At 69.6% G+C, this 20,311-nt stretch carries 18 protein-coding genes, 1 pseudogene and 1 riboswitch; of the genes and pseudogenes, 13 read left to right on the top strand and 6 right to left on the bottom strand.

Features of this window, described 5'->3' with window-relative positions:
- Positions 1-578: 578 nt before the first annotated feature.
- The 9 genes and pseudogenes from rpmH (at position 579) to ACQPY0_RS58760 (ending at position 10,256) form a co-directional block, all read left to right on the top strand.
- Positions 579-716 carry a 50S ribosomal protein L34 gene (gene rpmH, locus ACQPY0_RS58800; protein WP_033360019.1) on the top strand — a complete coding sequence of 46 codons (138 nt, stop codon included), beginning with the start codon at positions 579-581 and terminating at the stop codon, positions 714-716.
- Positions 717-753: 37 nt separating this feature from the next.
- Positions 754-1,221: a ribonuclease P protein component gene (gene rnpA, locus ACQPY0_RS58795; RefSeq protein ID WP_432982623.1), complete on the top strand. Its 468-nt coding sequence runs from the start codon at positions 754-756 to the stop codon at positions 1,219-1,221.
- Positions 1,218-1,489 (top strand): annotated as a pseudogene (gene yidD, locus ACQPY0_RS58790) (membrane protein insertion efficiency factor YidD). The gene rnpA and the pseudogene yidD overlap by 4 nt, the downstream one beginning before the upstream one ends.
- Before the next feature lie 11 nt (positions 1,490-1,500).
- A complete protein-coding gene (gene yidC, locus ACQPY0_RS58785) occupies positions 1,501-2,571 on the top strand; it encodes a membrane protein insertase YidC (protein WP_432995884.1) in 1,071 nt (356 codons plus the stop codon).
- Positions 2,572-2,683: 112 nt separating this feature from the next.
- Positions 2,684-3,310 carry a protein jag gene (locus tag ACQPY0_RS58780; RefSeq protein ID WP_432982620.1) on the top strand — a complete coding sequence of 209 codons (627 nt, stop codon included), beginning with the start codon at positions 2,684-2,686 and terminating at the stop codon, positions 3,308-3,310.
- 454 nt (positions 3,311-3,764) lie between these two features.
- A riboswitch (ZMP/ZTP riboswitch) is annotated at positions 3,765-3,848 on the top strand.
- A 486-nt stretch (positions 3,849-4,334) separates the two neighbouring features.
- The gene (locus tag ACQPY0_RS58775) at positions 4,335-5,195 is read left to right on the top strand and encodes a bifunctional 5,10-methylenetetrahydrofolate dehydrogenase/5,10-methenyltetrahydrofolate cyclohydrolase (protein ID WP_432995882.1); all 861 of its coding nucleotides are present in this window, start codon (positions 4,335-4,337) and stop codon (positions 5,193-5,195) included.
- A gap of 1,410 nt (positions 5,196-6,605) precedes the next feature.
- Positions 6,606-7,292, top strand: coding sequence for a 16S rRNA (guanine(527)-N(7))-methyltransferase RsmG (rsmG, locus tag ACQPY0_RS58770; RefSeq protein ID WP_432982617.1), 687 nt, complete (start codon positions 6,606-6,608; stop codon positions 7,290-7,292).
- Positions 7,293-7,851: 559 nt separating this feature from the next.
- Positions 7,852-9,225: an AAA family ATPase gene (locus tag ACQPY0_RS58765; protein ID WP_432982614.1), complete on the top strand. Its 1,374-nt coding sequence runs from the start codon at positions 7,852-7,854 to the stop codon at positions 9,223-9,225.
- The gene (locus ACQPY0_RS58760; protein WP_432982611.1) at positions 9,222-10,256 is read left to right on the top strand and encodes a ParB/RepB/Spo0J family partition protein; all 1,035 of its coding nucleotides are present in this window, start codon (positions 9,222-9,224) and stop codon (positions 10,254-10,256) included. Before ACQPY0_RS58765 ends, ACQPY0_RS58760 begins: the two co-directional genes overlap by 4 nt.
- Before the next feature lie 625 nt (positions 10,257-10,881).
- On the opposite strand, the gene ACQPY0_RS58755 is transcribed toward ACQPY0_RS58760, so the two are convergent.
- Positions 10,882-11,235 (bottom strand): hypothetical protein, encoded by a 354-nt coding sequence (locus ACQPY0_RS58755; protein WP_432982608.1) that lies wholly within the window; start codon positions 11,233-11,235, stop codon positions 10,882-10,884.
- 165 nt (positions 11,236-11,400) lie between these two features.
- Between ACQPY0_RS58755 and ACQPY0_RS58750 the strand changes: the two genes are divergently transcribed.
- The 4 genes from ACQPY0_RS58750 to ACQPY0_RS58735 all read left to right on the top strand — a co-directional run bounded on the left by ACQPY0_RS58750 (position 11,401) and on the right by ACQPY0_RS58735 (position 15,618).
- Positions 11,401-11,826: a helix-turn-helix domain-containing protein gene (locus ACQPY0_RS58750; RefSeq protein ID WP_432982605.1), complete on the top strand. Its 426-nt coding sequence runs from the start codon at positions 11,401-11,403 to the stop codon at positions 11,824-11,826.
- A gap of 171 nt (positions 11,827-11,997) precedes the next feature.
- Positions 11,998-12,246 (top strand): transposase, encoded by a 249-nt coding sequence (locus ACQPY0_RS58745; protein ID WP_432982602.1) that lies wholly within the window; start codon positions 11,998-12,000, stop codon positions 12,244-12,246.
- 961 nt (positions 12,247-13,207) lie between these two features.
- A complete protein-coding gene (locus ACQPY0_RS58740; protein WP_432982599.1) occupies positions 13,208-13,999 on the top strand; it encodes a hypothetical protein in 792 nt (263 codons plus the stop codon).
- 938 nt (positions 14,000-14,937) lie between these two features.
- On the top strand, positions 14,938-15,618 hold the full coding sequence (locus ACQPY0_RS58735) for a GNAT family N-acetyltransferase (RefSeq protein WP_344616646.1): 681 nt from the start codon (positions 14,938-14,940) through the stop codon (positions 15,616-15,618).
- A gap of 313 nt (positions 15,619-15,931) precedes the next feature.
- On the opposite strand, the gene ACQPY0_RS58730 is transcribed toward ACQPY0_RS58735, so the two are convergent.
- The 5 genes from ACQPY0_RS58730 to sigM all read right to left on the bottom strand — a co-directional run bounded on the left by ACQPY0_RS58730 (position 15,932) and on the right by sigM (position 20,286).
- A complete protein-coding gene (locus ACQPY0_RS58730) occupies positions 15,932-17,113 on the bottom strand; it encodes an N-acetylmuramoyl-L-alanine amidase (RefSeq protein WP_432982596.1) in 1,182 nt (393 codons plus the stop codon).
- Positions 17,114-17,305: 192 nt separating this feature from the next.
- Positions 17,306-17,641, bottom strand: a complete 336-nt coding sequence (gene trxA, locus ACQPY0_RS58725) for a thioredoxin (protein WP_345120626.1) — start codon at positions 17,639-17,641, stop codon at positions 17,306-17,308.
- 43 nt (positions 17,642-17,684) lie between these two features.
- Positions 17,685-18,611 (bottom strand): thioredoxin-disulfide reductase, encoded by a 927-nt coding sequence (gene trxB, locus ACQPY0_RS58720; protein ID WP_432995880.1) that lies wholly within the window; start codon positions 18,609-18,611, stop codon positions 17,685-17,687.
- Between the two features lie 92 nt (positions 18,612-18,703).
- Positions 18,704-19,606 (bottom strand): hypothetical protein, encoded by a 903-nt coding sequence (locus ACQPY0_RS58715; RefSeq protein ID WP_432982592.1) that lies wholly within the window; start codon positions 19,604-19,606, stop codon positions 18,704-18,706.
- The gene (gene sigM / locus ACQPY0_RS58710) at positions 19,603-20,286 is read right to left on the bottom strand and encodes an RNA polymerase sigma factor SigM (protein ID WP_432982589.1); all 684 of its coding nucleotides are present in this window, start codon (positions 20,284-20,286) and stop codon (positions 19,603-19,605) included. Before sigM ends, ACQPY0_RS58715 begins: the two co-directional genes overlap by 4 nt.
- Between the last annotated feature and the right edge of the window lie 25 nt (positions 20,287-20,311).

Here is a 20,311-nt window from a genome sequence, read left to right as displayed (position 1 = left end):
CGTTCGCGCACCCCCATCATTATTCGCGGCCCCCACCGCGAGTGGACGGTGCCCGGCACTTCCCGCCGCCCCGGCATCATTGTCCACAGGTTTTCCACAACCTGTGTATCAACGAGTCATGTGCCGTGGACGGATCGTCCTGAATTCCTCCTCGTCCTGTGCTGACCGTGCGGTGATCAGCGCGTACGCAGAGGTGATACAGGTCAGGCGCATGGCTCTTCCCCCTCGCAGAGCGCCTGTTCGATCCCGGAAAGTCCTGTTTGCCCCGTCGCCGGTCGTCGCGGTGTCTACCGGCAACCGGGCACGTTAACAGCGTTGTCCACAACCACTCAACCGTTGTCCACAACGAACCTGTGGATTTCGGTGCTGAACAGGGGTTTCTTTGTTCACAGCCGGCCGCCTTCCACGCGGCCGGCGCCCCGCGTGGGTGATCGTTGACGCTCGGTTAGGTGGCGCGTACCCTGTTTCGGTTGGAGCACCGTTCCCTGGTAAACTCCAATCACCGATCGACATTCCGTGGGCGCCCGGCCCTTCCCGCCGAGTCAACCCACGCCAAGTCACGAAGACGGAGCCCCGACGTGAGCAAGCGCACCTTCCAGCCGAACAACCGCCGGCGCGCGAAGACCCACGGCTTCCGGCTGCGGATGCGCACCCGCGCCGGTCGCGCGATCCTGTCCGCGCGTCGCGCCAAGGGGCGCGACCGCCTCTCGGCCTGAGCCTTCATCGTCACGACCGGGCCCTCCGGGAGGCAGCGTGCTTGCGGCCGCACAGCGACTGCGGCGGCGGGAGGATTTCGCCGCCACCATTCGCAACGGCCGCCGGGCCGGCCGGGGGGCCTTGGTTGTGCACTTCCTCAACCCCGGGCTGTCGCGGCCCGGGGTTGCTGTATTTCCCCAGGACGCGCCGGTCGTCGAGAGTTCGGATCTTTCCGACATGTCTGATTCGCGCAGTCCAGCACCGTCCGACTCGGTGGCCCTCGGCTCGGCCCGGGCCGGGTTCGTGGTCTCCAAGGCCGTCGGGAACGCCGTGGTGCGCAACACCGTGAAGCGCCGGCTGCGACACCTGGTCCGTTCGCGCATCGGGGACCTGCCCGAGGGCTCCGTGCTCGTCGTGCGGGCGCTGCCGGACGCGGCGCACAAGCCGTACGACATCCTGGAAAAAGATCTTGACTCGGCGCTGGACGCCGTTCGCCGACCGAAGAGCCGAGGTGTCCGTCGATGAACGTCGGAGCCCGGATCGTGGCAGCTCCCATCGTCGCGTACCGTCGTTGGATAAGCCCGGCGTTGCCGGCGCGTTGTCGGTTCTACCCGTCGTGCAGCGCTTATGCCTTGGAGGCGATCGGCACCCACGGCGTGGTGAAGGGAATCGGTCTCGCGATCTGGCGGCTGCTGCGCTGCCACCCATTCCACCCCGGTGGGTTCGACCCGGTGCCTCCGCGCCGGGGACACTCGCCCGAGCCCGAGTCGACGTGACTGGAGCGGTGTCGTGATTAGCAAGCTGATGGCCGGGATCTACTGGCTGATCTCGAAGGTGATGCTGTTCTGGCACACCGTCTGGGATTCGATCCTGCCGGACCACCGGGTTTTGAGCACCAACTGGCAGTGGGTCCTCGCGATCGTCTTCCTGGTGATCACCGTCCGGGTCGTCCTCTTCCCGATCTTCGTCAAGCAGATCAAGTCGCAGCGCGCGATGCAGGCGATCCAGCCAAAGATGAAGGAGCTGCAGGACAAGCACAAGGGCGACCGGGAGACCCTCCAGAAGGAGGTCATGAAGCTCTACCAGGAGGAGAAGGTCAACCCGCTCATGGGCTGCCTTCCGATGTTCCTGCAGATCCCGGTGTTCATCGGCCTCCTGCACGTGCTGCGCCACCTGCGCCCGGGCATGTCGGACCACAGCATGGAGCTTTACGGCTGGACCAAGGACGAGTTCCTCAGCGCGGTCGACGCCCGCCTCTTCGACGCCCCGATCGTCGCGAAGTTCAGCAGCAGCACGGCCGAGCTGCTCAAGATCGATGCCAGCTCGACCACGGTCAAGATCGTTGCCGCCTGCCTCGTCGCGCTGATGATCACGACGACCTACCTGACGCAGCGTCAGATGATCAAGAAGACGGGCTGGAACACCGACCCGCAGCAGCGCATGATCCAGAAGTTCATGCTCTACGGCATCCCGTTCTTCACCCTGACCTCCGGCTGGTACTTCCCGATCGGTGTCATCATCTACTGGGTCACGAACAACGCCATCACGCTCGGCCAGCAGTACTGGGTGCTGCACAAGTACCCGCCGCCGGCCAGCGCGACGACCAACACCACGCCGTTCAAGGGCGGCGCCGGCGCGGCCAAGAAGGCCGGCGAGGCGAAGCAGCCCAGCGGCCTCGGCGCGCTGTTCAGCAGGGCCCGCGAGGAGGCGGCCGCGCAGGCCCAGCAGCGGACCAACGGCAAGGGCCCCGCGAAGGCGGCCGGCACCAAGGCCACCGGCACGCCCGACACCGCCGCTCCCAGCCGGGCCCCCAAGCCCGGTGCCAAGCCGATCAACCCGAAGAAGGGTGGCGCCGCGAAGCGGCAGTCGGGTTGATGCGACCCCGCCGGGCCGACCCCTCACCCACGGCCCGGCGCGCGGCGCTCCCTAGCAACCCACCCCTCACCGACGACCTGTGACGGCGCCTCGGCGCCCCAAACAAGCGGAGATGAGTTTCGTGACCGACACCACCAGTGATCTCGGTGCCGACGCCTTGGACGAGAAGGACGTGGACGCCAAGGACCTCGAGCAGGACGCCAAGGCGAAGGCCGACGACACCGACGACGAGGCTGCTTCGGGCGGCTCGGGCCGCTCCGGCGCCGACCTGTTCCGCGAGAGCGAGATCGCGGCCGACTACGTCGAGGGCCTGCTCGACATCCTCGACTACGACGGCGACATCGACGAGCTGGTCGTGAGCGGCCGCCCGGTCGTCGAGGTCGTCGAGGGCGGCGACGGCTCGGGCAAGCGCCTGCAGGCCCTGGTCGGGCAGCGGGGAGCGACGTTGGAGGCGCTGCAGGAGCTCAGCCGGCTGGCGGTGTTCCGGCAGACCGGCTCGCCCAGCCGCCTCCTGCTCGACGTCGGCGGCTACCGCGCCCTGCGCCGCAAGGAGCTCGGGGCGATCGCGAAGAACGCGGCGGAGAAGGTGAAGGAGTACGGCGAGGCCGTGCGCCTGGAGCCGATGAGCGCCTTCGAGCGCAAGTGCGTCCACGACGTCATCAACGCCCTCCCGGGCGTGGAGAGCGAGTCGGAGGGCGTGGAGCCGTCCCGCCGTATCGTGGTCCGCCCCACGGCCTGACTGCCGTTAGTCGTTCTGCCTTCCTTTTCGACCGCCCCGGCCGCCCGACGGCCGGGGCGGTTTTCGTTTTGCTCTGCTCCCTCTTGGGTCGCGTCACCGTTTCCGGCCCCGGCAGCCCGTGCTCGTCGCCGACTCCTCCTGATTGCGCGCGGCCCCCTGCTTGTTGCTCGGCCCGTCGATTGTGCTCGGCTCCCTCGTCGGTCGCCGGCTTCCGCGTTCGGTCCCGGCTCCTCCGGCCGCGCCCGGTCCCACGATTCGCTCACGGCTCCTTGGCCGGTTGCGGGCCCATGCCTCTGGTCGATCCCGTTGCCACTGCGGCCATTGCCGATGCCTTCCTGTCATCTGCCGACACCTCGTTTCATCGCGGTCACCTCCGGACGCACCAGGCGGCTTCCGCCTCCTCTGGCCGCCTCCTCCTGCCTCCTCCGGCCGAGCCTGGTCGCTTCCGGCATACTTGAGGGGACGCGACTGGCGGCATCAAGGATGGGCAACCATCGGGAAGCCTTCGTCGTGGGAGTCGACCGCCTGGGCTCTCACGGACGCGAGGAGCCGTATGTCCCTCTCTTCCCCCACGCCCCCTTCTGCACCCTTTCGCTCCTCTGACGCCGCCGCGGCGACGTCGCCTACTCCCTCCAGCACAATTGCGACATCCGGTGGCGCGGCCGCCTCAGGCAGATGGGCTTCGCCAGGCGCCCCGGTACCTTCTGTCAGCGCGGCGCCTTCTGGCAACGCATCGTCCGGCGCATCGGCGTCTTCTACCGACCCCGCATCTTCTGCTGGCCCCGCGTCTTCTGCTGGCCCCGTGTCGTCTGGTGGGTCTGTTTCCTCTGGCCGCCCGGTGCTTTCTGGCGGCGCTGTGTTGTCTAGTGACTCCGTGTCTTCTGGCGGCACGTCGTCCGATGCCTCGGCGTGGTCCGTCGGTCCTGCGTCGTCTGACGGTCCGGTGTCGTCTGACGGTCCGGTGTCGTCTGACGGTCCGGTGTCGTCTGACGCCGCGCCAGCGTCCGGTTCTTCGTCTTCGTCCATTGGCTCGGCGCGGCTGTTGCCGGGTGCTCCGGTGGCGGACCGCATCCTCGCCGACGTCTCCGCTCAGGTGGCCGCTCTCCGATCCTGCGGTATCACACCCTCGCTGGCGACCATCCTGGTGGGCGATGACGACGCGAGCGCCGGGTACATCCGCATCAAGCAACGCCAGGCCGCCGAACTCGGCTTCGCATCCCCGCACCGGCACCTCCCGGCCACTGCGACCCAGGCCGATCTCCACGCCGTAATCGACGAGTACAACGCGGATCCAGACGTCCATGCTTTGCTGATTCAGTACCCGACGCCCCAGCACCTGGACTACGACGCCGCCCTCATGCGCGTGGACCCGGACAAGGACGTCGACGGCATGCACCCCCTGAACCTTGGCCGCCTGGCCGCGGGTATCCCCGGGCCGCTCCCCTGCACTCCCGCCGGCATCGAGGCGCTGCTGGCTCACTACGACATCCCGGTCAGCGGCCGCGAGGTGGTGATCCTGGGCCGAGGCGCGACTCTGGGCCGCCCTCTGGCGATGCTGCTGGCCCAGAAGCGCCCGACAGCGAACGCGGCGGTCACGGTCGTCCACACGGGCGTCTCGGACTGGCCCCGCTACACCCGGCGGGCTGACATCTTGATCGCCGCCGCTGGCGTGCCAGGCATCATCCAACCCGAACACGTCAAGCCCGGTGCCGTGGTGGTCGGTGGCGGCGTCCGCTACGAGGGCCGCCGCCTGCTTCCCGATGTCGCGGAGTCCTGCGCCGAGGTGGCCGGCGCCATCACACCCCGAGTGGGCGGCGTAGGCCCAACAACGGTAGCCATGCTCTTCCGCAACGCGATCGAAGCCGCCGAGCGCCGTTTCACGTGAAACAGACTCCGGAGGGGCGGCCAGCGCGGCGTCCCTCCGGAACTCTCCAGCACTCGAACCGCCCGCTTCCAGGTCGACCCATAGCCGACGTCCCCAGTCGGCCAGCCTGCGGCCAGCAGGCTCCGGGCAGTAGCCCTCGACTGCCCGAGGCCGCACGCCACTCGCCCCACGTCCCGCAGTTGTCTCGGGTCGCCCGTTGCCCCGTGCCCCAGTTCCGGCGTCCCGCAGCGTCCCACGTCTGGCGTCTCAGCGCCCCGCAGTCGTCTCAGGTCGCCTGTTGACCCTCGCCCTGATCCCGCGCCTCGCGTCCCGGTCCCGCGTCTGGTGTTCGGCCCCCGCTGACCCCGCGTCCGGCCTGCACCGCCGGTCGAGTCGCTGGTTCTGCGACCCGCGGCCGCTGGAGCGGCAGGATGTCCGGCAGCGGGGGCGTAGCACTCGATGACCTCCGAAGCGCGCACCCAGCCCTTGGCCCTCGGCCGCGAGGCTGGCAACCGCCTCGCGCATCGACTCAATCGCAACATCGACTTGGCGACGTGGCCGGCTCATCGACACCGAGGGTTCCGGCGAGTCGGAGGCCGGGGAGCTTGCTGGCCGTGGCCGAGGCCCCAGCACCGCCCGTCCTGGACCGCGGTCAGCACGTCGACCGCAGTCCCGCGTTCGTCCCGCGTTCCGTATTGATCCCGCGAACCACACCACCGCTCGAGCCACCATCGTTCCCCGCGTCTCGCGTCCTGCGTCCGTCTCGCGTCCTGCGTCCGACCCATCGGGCGTCCGCCCCATCGGACGTCCGCCCCATCGGACGTCCGACCCCGGAGTTCCGTGCGTGTCCGCATCCGCGCTGGCGCGTGTTCCGTGTTCCGCCCGCGTGCTCCGCCTTGGCGCCCTTGTCGGTCGGCTTCATCCGCCACCCCATCTTCCGCAGCGGATCAATCCCGAGCGCTGGTCCTCCTGTCTGTTGCGAGGGTGGCGAGCGGGTCTACCTCCAGCAGCACGTGATCGTCGACCGGACCCCGCCCTCCAACGGGCAAGGCCTAGCGGGATTCGATCGGACCGCGCGCGACCATGTCTCGGATCGTCCGGCTCGACCTGTGTTTCACGTGAAACGAGGACGCCCACTTGGTGTGCAGGGTGCCAGCGACGACTAAGCCGAGAGCCTCCAGGAGTATGGCCGGGCCCTGCCGGAAGGAGCCTTTGGGCAAACGAGCACGCGGTGAGGTCAGGTTTTGGGAGCTTCCTCTGAATAGGAGAGCGGTGTTGGGGCTGGCCGAAAGGGACTCCTCGGAACGGGGACTCGGTCTCGGGCCGGGACCGAGGCTTCCGAGATGGCGCGCCGCAGCCTCGGGTCATCGCAGGGAGAAGTGGCTCCCCCGCGTCCGGGGCGGTGGGGTGGTGCGTGGTTTGCTTGTCGACATGGATGGTGCAGTACCGAGCGAAGTTCTCCCGGCCGCCGAGAAGATCTTCGGGGATCGTCTCCCGATCGCGGTGCGGTTCGCCGAGTTGCTCGTCACTGACGGCGTCGTACGCGGGCTCATCGGGCCGCGGGAGGCGCCTCGTATCTGGGAGCGCCACCTGCTCAACTGCGCCGTCGTCGCCGACCTCATTCAGACGGGTGCCTCGGTGGTCGACGTCGGGTCTGGGGCGGGGTTGCCCGGTATGGTGCTGGCAGTGGCTCGTCCCGACCTTGCCGTCACCCTGGTCGAGCCGCTCGCACGACGTACCGCATTCCTTTCCGAAGCGGTGGCGGCGCTCGGCCTTGACGCGACCACGACCGTGGTCCGCGCCCGGGCCGAGGAGTGCGTCGGGAAGGTCCCGCTCGCCGATGTCGTCACCGCCCGGGCCGTCGCTCCGCTCGACCGGCTCGCCGGCTGGTGTATTCCCCTCACCGCCGTCGGCGGGCGGCTGCTCGCGATGAAGGGCGCCTCCGCGGCGGCCGAGGTCGCCGAGCACGCGGTGGTGCTTGCCCGGCTTGGTGCGGGAACCGCGTCGGTGCGCACGTGCGGGGACGCCGTCCTCGCCGAGCCCACCACCGTGGTCGAGGTCGTGCGCGAGCGGGAAGTCGCGCGTCCCCGGAAGGCCGGAGGGCGCCGCGGCCGGTGATCCGGGGGCGTGGCCGCGCCCCTGGAATAAGGGGGAACGCGGAGGACTCATGGGGGACGGCAGAGCGGTCGGCATCGGTCGGCCGATGTCGCCGATACAGCGGCTCGGCGGGCTGCTCCGGCGAGTTGACGGATTTCTAGTCTTTTGGCGCTTGAACCGTAGTGAGAAGACCAACGACGCGCCGGTGAGTCATGGCTCTGCCCGGCGAAGCGCCGTAGGCTGGCCTCGCGCCACCCTTCTGTCCGACGGAACGGCTCCCGAGGAAGTCGGCCTGGACGGCACGGATCCGAACGACGCACGGCCCGACTGGGCCAGCCGAGACGGATTCGGCACCGCCAGGTCGCGCCCCGACGGGTCGACCTCCGACCAGTGGGCTTCCACCACGGCGGCTTCCGGCGATCCGACTTCCAATGAGAGCGGACAGCCGGGTCCCGCTGAGTCGAACCCGGGTAGCCAACTCTCAGGTGCACCGGCCTCCGGTGAGCCGGGAGGGGACGCCCGGAGGCCGACGGACGAGGTGGCCGAGGGTGCACATCTTTCCGAGCGGGACGGGACTGACATGGTGCGCGACAGCGGTGATGGTCCGGGCTACGGCGATGAAGACGGTCATGTTTCACGTGAAACGGGGATAGAGAGCTGGGGCGTACGACCCGGGGGTCGGCCGGTGCCGCAGCCACGAACGGAGGGCGGCACGGAGCCCCGGCCGGTCGAGCCGGTGCGGTTCGAGGCGCCCCCAACCCACGAACCCATTCCCGGCCGAGGCCCGGAACCACGGGGTCCGGTGTCGTCGCCGCCGTTCGCGCCCTCCCCCGGCCTCGTGCCGCCGCATGCGGAATCGACACGCGGGGACATGGTGGAGTTTCACGTCAGCACGCCGAACGAGCGCGCCTCAACCGGTACCCTTTACGGCCGGGGAGCATCGCCAACAGTCGGCGCTTCTCCGGCCGAGGTGCGGCCCGAACGACGGAACCCACCATCCCCCCGGCCGCACCCGTCCGTCGTCACCGCGGATACCGAGGGCGCCATGACTGACGCGTATGTTTCACGTGAAACCGAAGACCCCCCGCTGGCACAGGAGGCAAAACGCGCCGTGGAAATTCTCAACCCGAGCGGGGAGATTACGATGCCCCGTCCGCCACGGCGCCGCACGATGTGCGTTGCCAATCAGAAGGGCGGCGTTGGGAAAACCACCACTGCGGTGAACATCGCCGTCGCCTTAGCGCTGCACGGCAACCGCGTGTTGGTGATCGACCTCGACCCGCAGGGCAACGCCTCCACCGGGCTCAACGTTCCCCACCACTCCGGCGTTCCGGACGTGTACGACTGCCTCATCGACGGCGCCCCGCTGGATGCGGTGACCCAGCAGGTCGAGGGCATTCCAAACCTGTGGGCCGTACCGGCGACGATTGACCTCGCCGGGGCGGAGATCGAGCTCGTCTCGGTCGTCGCCCGCGAGTCGCGGCTCAAGCGCGCCATCGAGGCCGGGGGCGACAACTACGACTACATCTTCATCGACTGCCCGCCGTCGCTCGGCCTCCTCACGGTCAATGCACTCGTCGCGGCCGAAGAGGTGCTGATCCCGATTCAGTGCGAGTACTACGCCCTTGAGGGTGTCCAGGCGCTCACGAACAATATCGAGCTCGTGCGGTCTCACCTGAACCCGAAGCTCGATATCACGACCGTGCTCTTGACGATGTACGACCGGCGCACGCGCCTGGCCGACCTTGTCGAGCAGGACGTGCGGAACCACTTCGGTGAGAAGGTCCTGAACGCCGTCATCCCCCGCAACGTGCGGGTGTCCGAGGCGCCGAGCTACAGCCAGTCGGTCATGACGTACGACCCCGGGTCCCGGGGTGCGGTCAGCTATTTCGAGGCGGCGCAGGAGATCGCGCTGCGTGGCGCGCAGGGTGCGCAGGTGGGAGGGGTCGCATGAAGTCCAACCGACGTGGGGGTCTCGGGCGAGGGCTCGGTGCTCTCATCCCAACCGCCGCCGCGCCGGCCGAGGGTGCGACCGGCACTGCGACCGCGCTCGCCACGCCGCCCGCGCCCGGTGTCGCCAACGGGGCGCCCGCGGAGCCGGTGGCCGCGCCGGCCGAGACGCTTGCTCCAGTGCCGGGCGCTCGCTTCGCCGAGATCCCGGTGAACGCGATCATTCCGAACCCGAAGCAGCCGCGGCAGGTCTTCGACGAGGACGCGATCGAGGAGCTGAAGACCTCCATTCAGGAGGTCGGGTTCCTCCAGCCCATTGTCGTACGCGAGCTGCGCGAGACCGACGGCGACAAGCAGTACGAACTCGTGATGGGCGAGCGGCGCTGGCGGGCCGCGCAGGCCATCGGCAAGGAGGCCATCCCGGCGATCGTGCGCGAGACGCGCGACGACGCGATGCTCCGCGATGCGCTGCTGGAGAACATCCACCGGGCGAACCTGAATCCGCTGGAGGAGGCAGCCGCGTACCAGCAGCTGCTCGACGAGTTCGGGGCGACCCATGAGGAACTCGCCAAGCGCATCGGGCGGAGCCGGCCGCAGATCTCGAACACCATCCGGCTCCTGAACCTCCCCGCGCAGGTCCAGCGGCGCGTCGCGGCTGGGGTTCTCTCGGCGGGGCACGCCCGGGCGTTGCTTGGCCTCGAGGACTCGGAGGAGCAGGAGTCGCTCGCGACGAAGATTGTCGCGGAGGGGCTTTCGGTTCGCGCTACCGAGGAGCTCGTACAGCTCGCGATCTCCGAGGGGTCGCCGAAGAAGTCGGCACCCGCCCAGCGGCGGGCGAAACCGCACGCGCCGGCGCTGTCCGATCTTGCGGATCGGCTCTCTGACCGGTTCGACACTCGGGTGAAGGTCGACATCGGCCGGCGCAAGGGGCGGATCACGATCGAGTTCGCAACGGTCGACGATCTGGAGCGGATCGTGGGAATCATCGGGGTTCCGGAGGAGCAGTCGAGCATGCCGCGGGATCAGCAGCAGTAATCGGTACCGCCGACAAAGGCCGCGAGGGCCGACCCCATCCTCTGGGGTCGGCCCTCAGTCATTCGGTGCCTCCACGGACGGTCCGCCTATCGGTCGGCGTCGCCGGCTCTTGTGAGGTCCGGTCGGGTTTCACGTGGAACCGAGAAGCCCTGGTGCCCTGCGGCGGTGCGAGTTTCTTCGCGTGGGATTTGAGGCTGCGGTGGGTGTCGCTGCGGCTCGGCTCGTGCGGCTGCGCGGCGGGGTTGGAGCCCGGCGTGTCAGCGCGCCCGGTGCCGTCGCTCATCGCGTTGGTCGGAGTCTGAAGGGGCGGCAAGTGTCGCGGGGGTGCGGGGCCATGCGGCCGCGTTGTGGTCGGGGTGCGGGATTGGCTGACGGCAGGATTCAAGGGCGTTCGAGCGGCGACGCTCATCGGGCCCGACCGGCTGTGCCCGATCGCCGCGCCGAACCCGCTCGGCCCCCGGATCGTGCCCCCCGCTTGGGCCAGCGCCCCCTTTGGCCTCCCGCACCCTCGCTTGGCCGCGCGTCCGCCTCGCCCGGCACCGCGCGTCCGGGACCACCGCGGCGAGACCCGCGACGGTCCGGCTCGGGCGCGGATCCTCTCGCTTGAGCCTAGTGCAGCACCGCGTTAGTTCGTCGGGGGTGTAGGCCAGGTGGTCGGGTCGGCGAGGTAGAGGCCGCAGGCGCAGTCGAGGGCTTCTTCCGGGCTGCCGATGGGCAGTCCGGAGGGTAGGGCGCTGTCTTGGTAGCCGTCGCGGCTGGCGAGGTAGATGGCGAAGCCCCAGGTGTGCAGGACGCCGGTGAACCGTAGCCGGCACAGCGGTTGCGGTTCGTTGTCGTGGGTGAGCGCGTCGAGGTAGGCGAACCCAGCCCGGAAGCGCACCTGCACGCCGGACAGCTGCGGCCAGCGTTGCCGTGCGTGCTCGTTGAGGCGGTGCCGCAGGTGGTGCTGCATCGATTCGGGCGGGTTCTTGCGGGCCATGGGTCCATGCTGCCGGATCCGCGTACGAGTCTGGCACCTGATCGGCCATGATCTGGCCCGTCAAGATCTCGCCTGCCAAGATCTCGCCTGCCAAGATCCACCCTGCTGTGTGCAGATCTTCGATGGCAGGGGTGGTCGTGGTCGCGCAGGCGGTGCCCGTGGTGCTTGACGAACAGGACCGCATCGAGCTTGAGCGCATCGTCCGGGCGAGCACCTCGCAGATCAGGGCGGTGGTACGGGCCAGCATCGTCCTGGCTGCCGCGCAGGGCGCCTGCAACGCGGCAGATCGCGGCAGACCTGCGGATCAGACCCGACACGGTCCGCAAATGGCGAGGCCGCTTCGCCGTGGCCGGCCTGGCCGGACTTGTCGACGCCAAACGCAGCGGACGGCCCCGACGCTACGGCGCCGAGCAGCGAATGCAGGTCGTGGCAACGGCCGCCCCGCCGTATCCGGAATCGACCTGGTCGCACCGTCGCATCGCCGCTCAGCTGCCCGAGCTGGGGATCTCTGCCTCGCAAGTCGGCCGGATTCTCGCCGTCTGCGACCTACGCCCGTTACCGGGTCCAGGGCTGGCTGACCTGCAAGGATGACCCGCTGTTCTGGACCCGCGTCACCGACATCTGCTCCCTGTACCTGCACCCCCCGCCCGGCGCGGTCGCGCCGTCCATCGACGAGAAGACCGCGATCGCTGCCCGGTCCCGCAAACACCCCGACCGCCCCGCCGGCCCGGCCCGGGCCGGCGGGGCGGTCGCTTCCTGGCCATGCTCGATGCGTCCATTGACCCCGGCCACCAGATCTACGTGGTCGTGGACAACGGGTCATCCCACGTCGCCAAGGCCACCCGCGCCTGGTTCGCCGCGCACCCCCGCTGGCACGTCCACTGGACCCCAGTCCACGCCTCCTGGCTCAACCAGATCGAGCTGTACTTCTCCGCGCTCACCCGCCGGGTCGTCCGCCACGGCGACTTCAACTCCCGCACGACCTCGTCAACAAGATCGAAACCTACGTGATCGAGAAGAACACCACTGCCAAGCCCTACCGATGGACCTACGACGCGGCACCCCACTCAAGGGCCGCATGGCCCCCGACGAACTAACGCGGTGCTGCACTAGGCCGCCTGTCCGATCTGTGCCGTCCGGCTTGGCGCGCCCATTCGGCCCGCGTCGCCCGCTCGGCCCGCGTCGACTGGCTCGTCGGCCCCTTTACCGGTCTGGTTTGCGTCGATGGCCCATACGCGACCGGCGCCGCCCACGGCTCAACCGACTGCGCCTGGTCACAATGCCGCCAGTTGCGCCCTGCCCGCGCCGTGTCGCCAATTTTGCCGCGCTTGCCTACCTGCCGACGCCGAGTTTCCCGAGAGGCCGCCGCGTGCGGGGAGGAACGGGTCGTAGACGCACAAGTCGCCATCGGTCCGCGCGCGGGGCCGACCATTCGGCCACGCGGGCCGTGCCATGCTCCACAGTGCTCGACCGGCTCTGTTCGCTTACCCCTTTATCCAGCCCGGTCGTCTTTCCCTAGCGGGATCGTCGCGATCTCCTTTGACGCGTGGCTACGAGTTTGCGACGAGTGGCTGCGAGGACATTGAGAGGCGGAACGGCTGGTGCGTGTTGTGGCTCGGACTGCCTGAGCCAGAAGCGTGTCGGATGAGGCAAAACTCAGCGAACGAGTCGGGAGGGCGGATCACGTTGTGAAAATGGGGCGTTTGGAAGCCGTCGGCACGAAAATCCGACCGTCGAGGAATCTTGAGAGAATGGCTCTGAGCGAAGATTATCCACAGGGGTTATCCACAGGCTCAGCTGTTTCACGTGAAACCACGTGCTAGACGGACCGATGGCCTGTGGATGAAGTTGCCCGTCAAGTCCAGCACCACCGAGGCGGTGTCCACAAGACCATCCCCGAACCTGTGGATAACCCGCCGTCTTATCCACAGGGTGCGGACATCAGCCCCCGCCGTCGGCTAGGGTCACCTTCGTGCCCGACTCGCCGCAGCAACCACAACAACTCCCCGCTTTCACGTACTGGCCGACGTTTCCCTTCGAGGGCGATATCCGCGTCAAGCGCCTCCTCGATCCTGTTCCGGTAGAGCCCCCGCGCCACGGCGACAATCCCGCCGAGTGCCGGGCGTGTGCGGCGCCGGATGAGGCGTACATCTGGGTGAGTGACCGCTGGCGGGTCCGTGCTCTCGATCGCCCGACCGGGCTTCCGGCGGTGCTGATCCTCGAGTCGCGCTCGCACCTCGACCTCGGTGACCTGCCGAACATGCTCGCGGCCGAGCTCGGTGTCATGACCGTGCGTCTCGAGCGTGCGATCCGCTCACTCGACGGAGTGGCCCGGGTTCACGTGAACCGCTGGGGCGATGGCGCGGCGCACCTGCATGTGTGGTTCCTCGCCCGGCCCTATGGGCGGCTGCAGCTGCAGGGCACGTTCCTCGCGTTGTGGGATGACATTCTGCCGCCGATCCCCGAGGACCGCTGGCGCGAGAACCTGGCACTGGTCGCCGCGTGGCTCGCCGAGTTCGGTGGGCGCCCGCTCGCCGAGCCGCCGCGCATCAACTGGACCGCCCCGACCAGCCTCGCCGAGCGAGAGGCCGAGGCCCAGCCCGACGACGCTCTGGAGCCGGCTGCCGCGACCGAGGAGAACAGCGACGTCGTCGTCCCCGAGCCGGCCGAGGGCAACGGCGACGCCCCGGACAGCACGGCGGAAGAACGAGAAGCGAAGGGCGGTGGCTCAGCACAGCACGAGCGTTCCCCAATCCAACCCTGATCCGCCCCCCACTCGAACCCTGATCCGCCGGGCAGGCGGCGTAGGCGAGTCACGCGTTCGGTTTAGGACCTGGGCTGACCCGACATCCGTCGGATGGCTCAACGACCGGCCGACAGGCCAGACCGTGGGGAGCCGTCGATAGGCGTGGCGCGCTGCCGACGGGTTACGGAACTGGCGGTGGAGCTGCCTCGGAACGCGTCCGAGCCGAACGCAACGACGCTTACGTACGCTGGTCGGGTTCATCCCCGGTCGGTCGTATGCCAGGCGCGGCGAGGTCGTCTTGGGCTGCTTTGCGGCGTCCCGTTGCCCCCCCAGAACTCGTGGACTCGGTCCGGCCAGGTGGAACGGAATCTGGCTTGGACAGGCGCCAGGGAAACGGCACGCAGTCGTGGCGAGACGCAAGCTGTGCCGATCCGGGCGAGGAGAACCGCCGCAGCCCGCGGGGAGGACATGGGGTTCAGGCGAGCCGCGGCCGTGCAGAAGAGCCGTAACCCGAGGCTCGCGGATGGCGGAGAAGGAACCGCCAGCCTGCCGGGAAGCACAGAAGAGCCTAGGCCGCGGCGCGGAGAGAACGAAACCGCTGACCATGTCCGGCGGCCACGACCTGACGCGCCGCCACGACGAGGCCGTTCGGGTGGACCCTGCCAACCTGCGTCCTCTACCCGAGCGGGAGAACCGCTGCCCCCGGTTCAGGTTGATCTCCTGAGAAAGCCGCGTTGACCGGAACGGGCGACGAAGCCCGCCGGCTCGGGGGTGGGATGAAAGGCGCTGGCCAGGGCGGCGAACGCTGCGTGTTCGGATCGGGACTGCGAGCGTCGATGCTTCAGGGAGGGGAACTGCCTTGGCGATGGGCGAACTGTTGTCGGATGGGTCCCGCGGCGTGTCGTGAGTGCGTACTATCGTGACGAGCTAATGCCGGGTGCGGTGGAGATGGGCCAATGTCGCGACGTCTCGTCAGTCTGACGCTGGACACCCTCGAGGATCTTCCTCGTTCGTGCCGCGAGTGTGTGTTCTGGGAACTCGATCCGGTCGCTGCCGACCGTGCCTGCGCCAACGGGGACCCGGGGCTGGAGAAAGAGGCCTGGGTCTCGCAGACGCTGCTCGAGTGGGGCTCGTGCGGCAAGCTCGTGTACGTGGACGGCATGCCGGCCGGCTTCGTCATGTTCGCGCCGCCGGCGTACGTGCCTCGGAGCATGGCGTTCCCCACCTCGCCGGTCTCGCCCGATGCCGTGTTGCTGATGACCGCCCATGTCGTCCAGCCGTTCGCCGACGGTGGGCTCGGGCGGATGCTCGTGCAGGGCGTGGCGCGCGATCTGACCAAGCGCGGGGTCAAGGCGATCGAGGCGTTCGGGGACGCGAAGTTCGGGGAGGTCGACGAGGCCGGGCGCAACGAGCGCGGGTGCCTCGCGCCGGCGGACTTCTTCCTGTCGATCGGCTTCAAGACCGTACGGCCGCATCCGCGTTATCCCCGGCTCCGCCTGGAGCTTCGAACCGCTCTGTCCTGGAAGTCGGACGTTGAGTATGCCCTGGAGAAGCTGCTCGGGTCGATGAGCCCGGAATCGCTGCTTCGTCCGGTTCTTCCGGTCCGTCCGGCGACTAGGGAAATGACCTCAGGCTGAGCCGCAGGCGATCGGACCGGGGGCCGGGAGCGAACAGCCAGACAGACAGTTCGGCGCCAGGCAACGAGAGAGTTGCCCGACCGGCATCGTCATGGACCAGGCATGAGAGGAATCCCTGCGGCGCGGGATGAAGGCCCGGCGCGGTGAAGGCCTGCGGGCCAGGAGACGGTGAACCAGGCGCATACGGTGTCGAAGACCCCAGGATGTCTGGGCCGGGGACGAAGAAACAGCAGCGCGCTGCGCCATCAACAGGCACGAACCCAGTCGCCCAACGGCAGCGACGAACATCCGAGGCGCGCTGGGGAGTGCCGTTCTAGGACGCCGTCGGAGCGGCGGAACCCGTCAGCGCCCGCAGCAGGCTGACGTCGATCGAGCCCGTCGGGACGTCGGCCTCGACAGGCAGGTACATCCGCTGCACTGCCGCCATGATGGCCTCCACCACCCGGTCGCGGAAAGCGGGATCGATCAGCTGCTGCCGGTCCGAGGGCGAGGTGAGGTAGCCGACGTCGACCCGGACGGCCGGCATCCGGGTCAGCCGCAGCAGCTCCCACGTCTTCGGGTGGGTGTGGCAGTCCCGCAGCCCGGTGCGGACGACGATCTCGCGCTGCACCAGGCCGGCCAGCCGCTCCCCCACGACGGAGGTGGGGCCGGAGACGGACCCGTAGTGGTAGGTCGCGACGCCGTCGGCGGACGGGGTCGGGTGGCCGTCGATGTGGATCGAGATGAGAAGGTCGGCGCCGAGCTCGTTGGTGAGTTGGACCCGGTCACGATCGCTCAGAGCGCTCGTCGGCTGCGGACCCCTGGTGAGGTTCACCCGCATCCCCGCGGCCGCCAGACGGCCCTCCAGACGGGCCGCGAGGTCATACACGAGATCGGCCTCCACCCACCGTAGCGGGCCGTCGGGGACGACGTTGCCGGTGTCGGGGCCGCCGTGCCCGGGGTCGATCACGATGCGCTTGCCGAGGAGGGTCGGGCCGGACTCGCGGAAGGCCTCGGCCTCGCGCAGGAGCTGGGGGCGGCCGCCGATGACCTTGCGGCCGAGGCGGCGCAGGGCGCCGACGGTGGCGGGGCCGCACTCGCCGTCCGGGCGCAGGCCGACCTCGCGCTGGAACTGGGCCACGGCGTGGGCGGTGCGGCCGCCGTAGATGCCGTCGGCGCGCCCGGGGTTGTAGCCCATCTCGAGCAGCCGCTCCTGCAACTGCCGTACGTCGTCGCCGATGTAGGGGTCGGCGACGGTGTGGAACAGGGCGCGTTGGCCGAGCCGCCAGCGAGCCGAGTCCAAGGCGCGCCAGGTCTCGTCGCCGACCTCGCCGTCGACGGTCAGGCCGCGGCTCTGCTGGAACGCGCGCACGGCCCGCTCGACGTCGGCGCCGTACTCCGGATCGTCCCGCGACGGATCGGTGCGCGAGAGGTCCTCCAGCAGCTCCAGCACGACAAGAATGCCGCGGATCTCGGCAACCGCCGCTCCCCGCGCCCCGCGCCGGATTGCACGCATGTGTCCTCCTGAAAGCCTCTGGCCCCGCGACGGAATCGTACGTGCCCGGGCGAATGACCCATGCGGCGCCGCGTCCGCGAGGCAGCGTACCCCCACAACCTCGTCACCGCGCCCCGGCGCGGGCCGAGGCACCAGCGAAATGCCCCGCCTCCGGACCAGCGGGGGCGGGGCAACGCGGACGGAGAGCCGGGATCAGGCCGGGTCGAGCGCCGACTCGATGAGCCGGACCAGCGCACTCTTGGGGTTGGCGCCCACGACCGAGCGGAACGGCTCCCCGCCCTTGAACACGGTCAGCGTCGGCACCGACAGGACCTGGTAGGCCCGCGCGGTCTCGGGGTTGCTGTCGATGTCGACCTTCACGATCTTCACCTTGTCGGCGAGCTCGCCGGCGGCGATCTCGTTCAGCATGGTCTCGATCTTGCGGCACGGCTGGCACCATTCGGCCCAGAAGTCCACCAGAACCGGAATATCCGATTTGAGGACGTCGACCTCGAAGGTCTTGTCGCTGACGGGCTGGATGGCTCCCATGCGCTCTCCTTCTCTCAAGCTCGCTAGCTCTACTCTGTGCCCCTCACAGGGCCGCGATGAACCGCTCGGCGTCGAGGGCCGCGGCGCAGCCCGTGCCGGACGCGGTGATCGCCTGCCGATACGTGTGGTCGACGACGTCGCCGGCGGCGAAGACGCCCTCGATGTTGGTGCGGGTGCTCGGCGCGGCCACCTTCACGTAGCCCTCGTCGTCGAGCTCGACCTGGCCGCGGAACAGCTCGCTGCGCGGGTCGTGGCCGATCGCGACGAATACGCCGGCCACCGGCAGTTCGCTCTCCTCGCCGGTCACCGTGTTCTTGACCTTGATGCCGCCGACGCGCCCGCCGCCGTCCAGGACCTCCGTCACGACACTGTTCCAGAGGACCTCGATCTTCTCGTTGGCCAGCGCACGCTCGGCCATGATCTTGCTGGCGCGGAACTCGTCGCGCCGGTGGATGATGGTGACCTTGGTGGCGAAGCGGGTGAGGAAGGTCGCCTCCTCCATCGCCGAGTCGCCGCCGCCGATCACCACGATGTTCTCGTTGCGGAAGAAGAAGCCGTCACAGGTGGCGCAGGACGACACGCCGCGGCCGAGCAGTTCCTGCTCGCCGGGGACGTTCAGGGGGCGCCAGGCGGAGCCGGTGGCCAGGATCACGGCCTTCCCGCGATACTCCGTCTCGCCGATCCACACGCTCTTGACCGGGCCTTCCAGCGCGACGCGGGTGGCGTCGTCGGTGATGAACTCCGCCCCGAACCGCTCGGCCTGCTTGCGCATGTTGTCCATGAGCTCGGGCCCGTTGATGCCGTCCGGGAAGCCGGGGAAGTTCTCGACCTCCGTCGTCGTCACCAGCGCGCCGCCCGAGGTCACCCCCTCGATCACCAGCGGCTTCAGATTGGCGCGGGCGGCATAGACCGCAGCCGTGTAACCGGCCGGACCGGACCCCACGATGATCAGGTTGCGGACCTCGTCCACGGTCGACTCCTCGAATTCAGCCTGTGCCAGCAAAACGTCATCCTACGAACCGGCCATTCCCGGTGGACGGTGACTCGTGTGCCACATCACCACTACGGGGCGGTGGTGCGGTAGCGCTCGTCGGCGATCGCCCCGCCGGTGCCGCAGTCCGGCCCGACGACGATCACGAGGCGCTTGCCCGCCGCGGTCCGCGAGCCGTCGACGACGACGATCAGCGCCGGCTGCCCCTCGAACGCGGCGTAGTCGACCAGCGCCACCTGACCACCGTATTCCTTGGTGATGGCGCCGAGGCACGCGGCCCGCGCGGTCGGATCGCCGAGTCGCGACAAGGGGCCCGGCACGCTCGCCTGCGCCCTGACGTCGCCCTGTGCCGTGCTGGCGCCGACGCCCTGCTCCAGGTTGTTGCGCGTCTGCGTCTTCGGGATGCCGGCGGCCAGGTCGCCGAGTGTGCGCCGGCTGTAGTCGCGGCCGCTGCTCATGACGCCCGAGCCCGAGCCCGCCCCCGCGGACGAGCCGTAGTTCTCCGCCCCCCCGCCGTCGGGCCGGGACGCGATGTTCGGCGCCGCCGCCGTGGACTGGTCCTTGCTGCTCGTGACGCCCGATCGGATCACCTGCACGCCGACGCCACCGCACACGATCACCGCGGCGGCCGCCGCGAGCCCGGCGGCCCAGCGCATCCGGCGGCGCTTGCGTGCCTCGCGCGCCCGCGCAAGATCGACGACGGGGGCGTCCGCCGGGGGCGCGCTGACCGCCGACGCCAGGGCCGCGTCCAGTCGCTGCTGCACATCCAGCGGTACTTCTTGTGCCTGCGCCCCCAGCGCGTGCAGCTCGTCACGCACGGCGGCGTCGGCCGAGACGAGCATCGCGTAGGCCTCGGCCCAGCTCACATCTGTGCTCACCAGGTGACGCACGTCATCCGCCTCCGGGGTGCCGTCCAGCGCCCCGCCGACGAAGTCGGCGAGCCGGTCGAGGTCGGCTTCGGAGAAGGCCGTCACGCGCCACCCTCCTTTCCGGACGCGAATGGTGCCTCGGCCGCGACGGACCGGCCGGCCGAGCCGTCGAGCCGCGCGCGGGCCGCCGCCTCGGTCGCGGCCGCCTCCGTTGGGACGCGGCCGCCGTCGGCGGGGTTCCGCAGGTGGCCCAGGAGCAGCGCGAGCCGGGCCCGGCCGCGCGCGCACCTGCTCTTGATGGTGCCCTCCGCGACGCCCAGCATCACGGCCGCCTCGGCGACCGCGTATCCCTGCACGTCGACCAGCACGAGCGCGGCGCGCTGGTCGACCGGCAGTTGCTGGAGGGCCTGGCGCACGTCCATGGCCGTGTCGCGGTCGGGCGCGGGCGCCGTGGTGGTGTCGGTCTCCGGCAACGGTACGGTCGGACGGGCCTGACGGCGCCGGACCCGGTCCAGGCAGGCGTTGACCACGATCCGGTGCAGCCAGGTGGTGACCGCCGAGTCGCCGCGGAAGCTCCCCGCCGACCGGAACGCCGACAGCAGCGCGTCCTGCAGAGCGTCGGCGGCCTCCTCGCGGTCGCCGAGCGTGCGCAGGGCGACCGCCCAGAGCCGGTCCCGGTGCCGGCGCACGACTTCGGCGAACGCGTTCGGGTCGCCGTCCGCGTGGGCGCGCAGCAGCGAGGCGTCGTCGCGCGAGTCGCGCGGGCCCAGCTCGGCAGCGTCCACGGGTCGCACCCTATCGACCACGACC

Source organism: Dactylosporangium sp. CA-233914 (genome assembly GCF_050942935.1).
In the GTDB taxonomy this organism is placed as follows: domain Bacteria; phylum Actinomycetota; class Actinomycetes; order Mycobacteriales; family Micromonosporaceae; genus Dactylosporangium.
Note: the sequence above shows the minus strand (reverse complement) of the source record. Positions and strands in the feature narration are given on the sequence as shown.

Coding starts and splice junctions, on each gene's coding strand:
- yidC (WP_432995884.1), top strand. CDS start 1,501: ATGGCCGGGATCTACTGGCTGATCTCGAAGGTGATGCTGTTCTGGCAC.
- ACQPY0_RS58780 (WP_432982620.1), top strand. CDS start 2,684: ATGAGTTTCGTGACCGACACCACCAGTGATCTCGGTGCCGACGCCTTG.
- rsmG (WP_432982617.1), top strand. CDS start 6,606: ATGGATGGTGCAGTACCGAGCGAAGTTCTCCCGGCCGCCGAGAAGATC.
- ACQPY0_RS58765 (WP_432982614.1), top strand. CDS start 7,852: ATGGTGCGCGACAGCGGTGATGGTCCGGGCTACGGCGATGAAGACGGT.
- ACQPY0_RS58760 (WP_432982611.1), top strand. CDS start 9,222: ATGAAGTCCAACCGACGTGGGGGTCTCGGGCGAGGGCTCGGTGCTCTC.
- ACQPY0_RS58755 (WP_432982608.1), bottom strand. CDS start 11,235: ATGGCCCGCAAGAACCCGCCCGAATCGATGCAGCACCACCTGCGGCAC.
- ACQPY0_RS58745 (WP_432982602.1), top strand. CDS start 11,998: ATGCTCGATGCGTCCATTGACCCCGGCCACCAGATCTACGTGGTCGTG.
- ACQPY0_RS58735 (WP_344616646.1), top strand. CDS start 14,938: ATGTCGCGACGTCTCGTCAGTCTGACGCTGGACACCCTCGAGGATCTT.
- ACQPY0_RS58730 (WP_432982596.1), bottom strand. CDS start 17,113: ATGCGTGCAATCCGGCGCGGGGCGCGGGGAGCGGCGGTTGCCGAGATC.
- trxA (WP_345120626.1), bottom strand. CDS start 17,641: ATGGGAGCCATCCAGCCCGTCAGCGACAAGACCTTCGAGGTCGACGTC.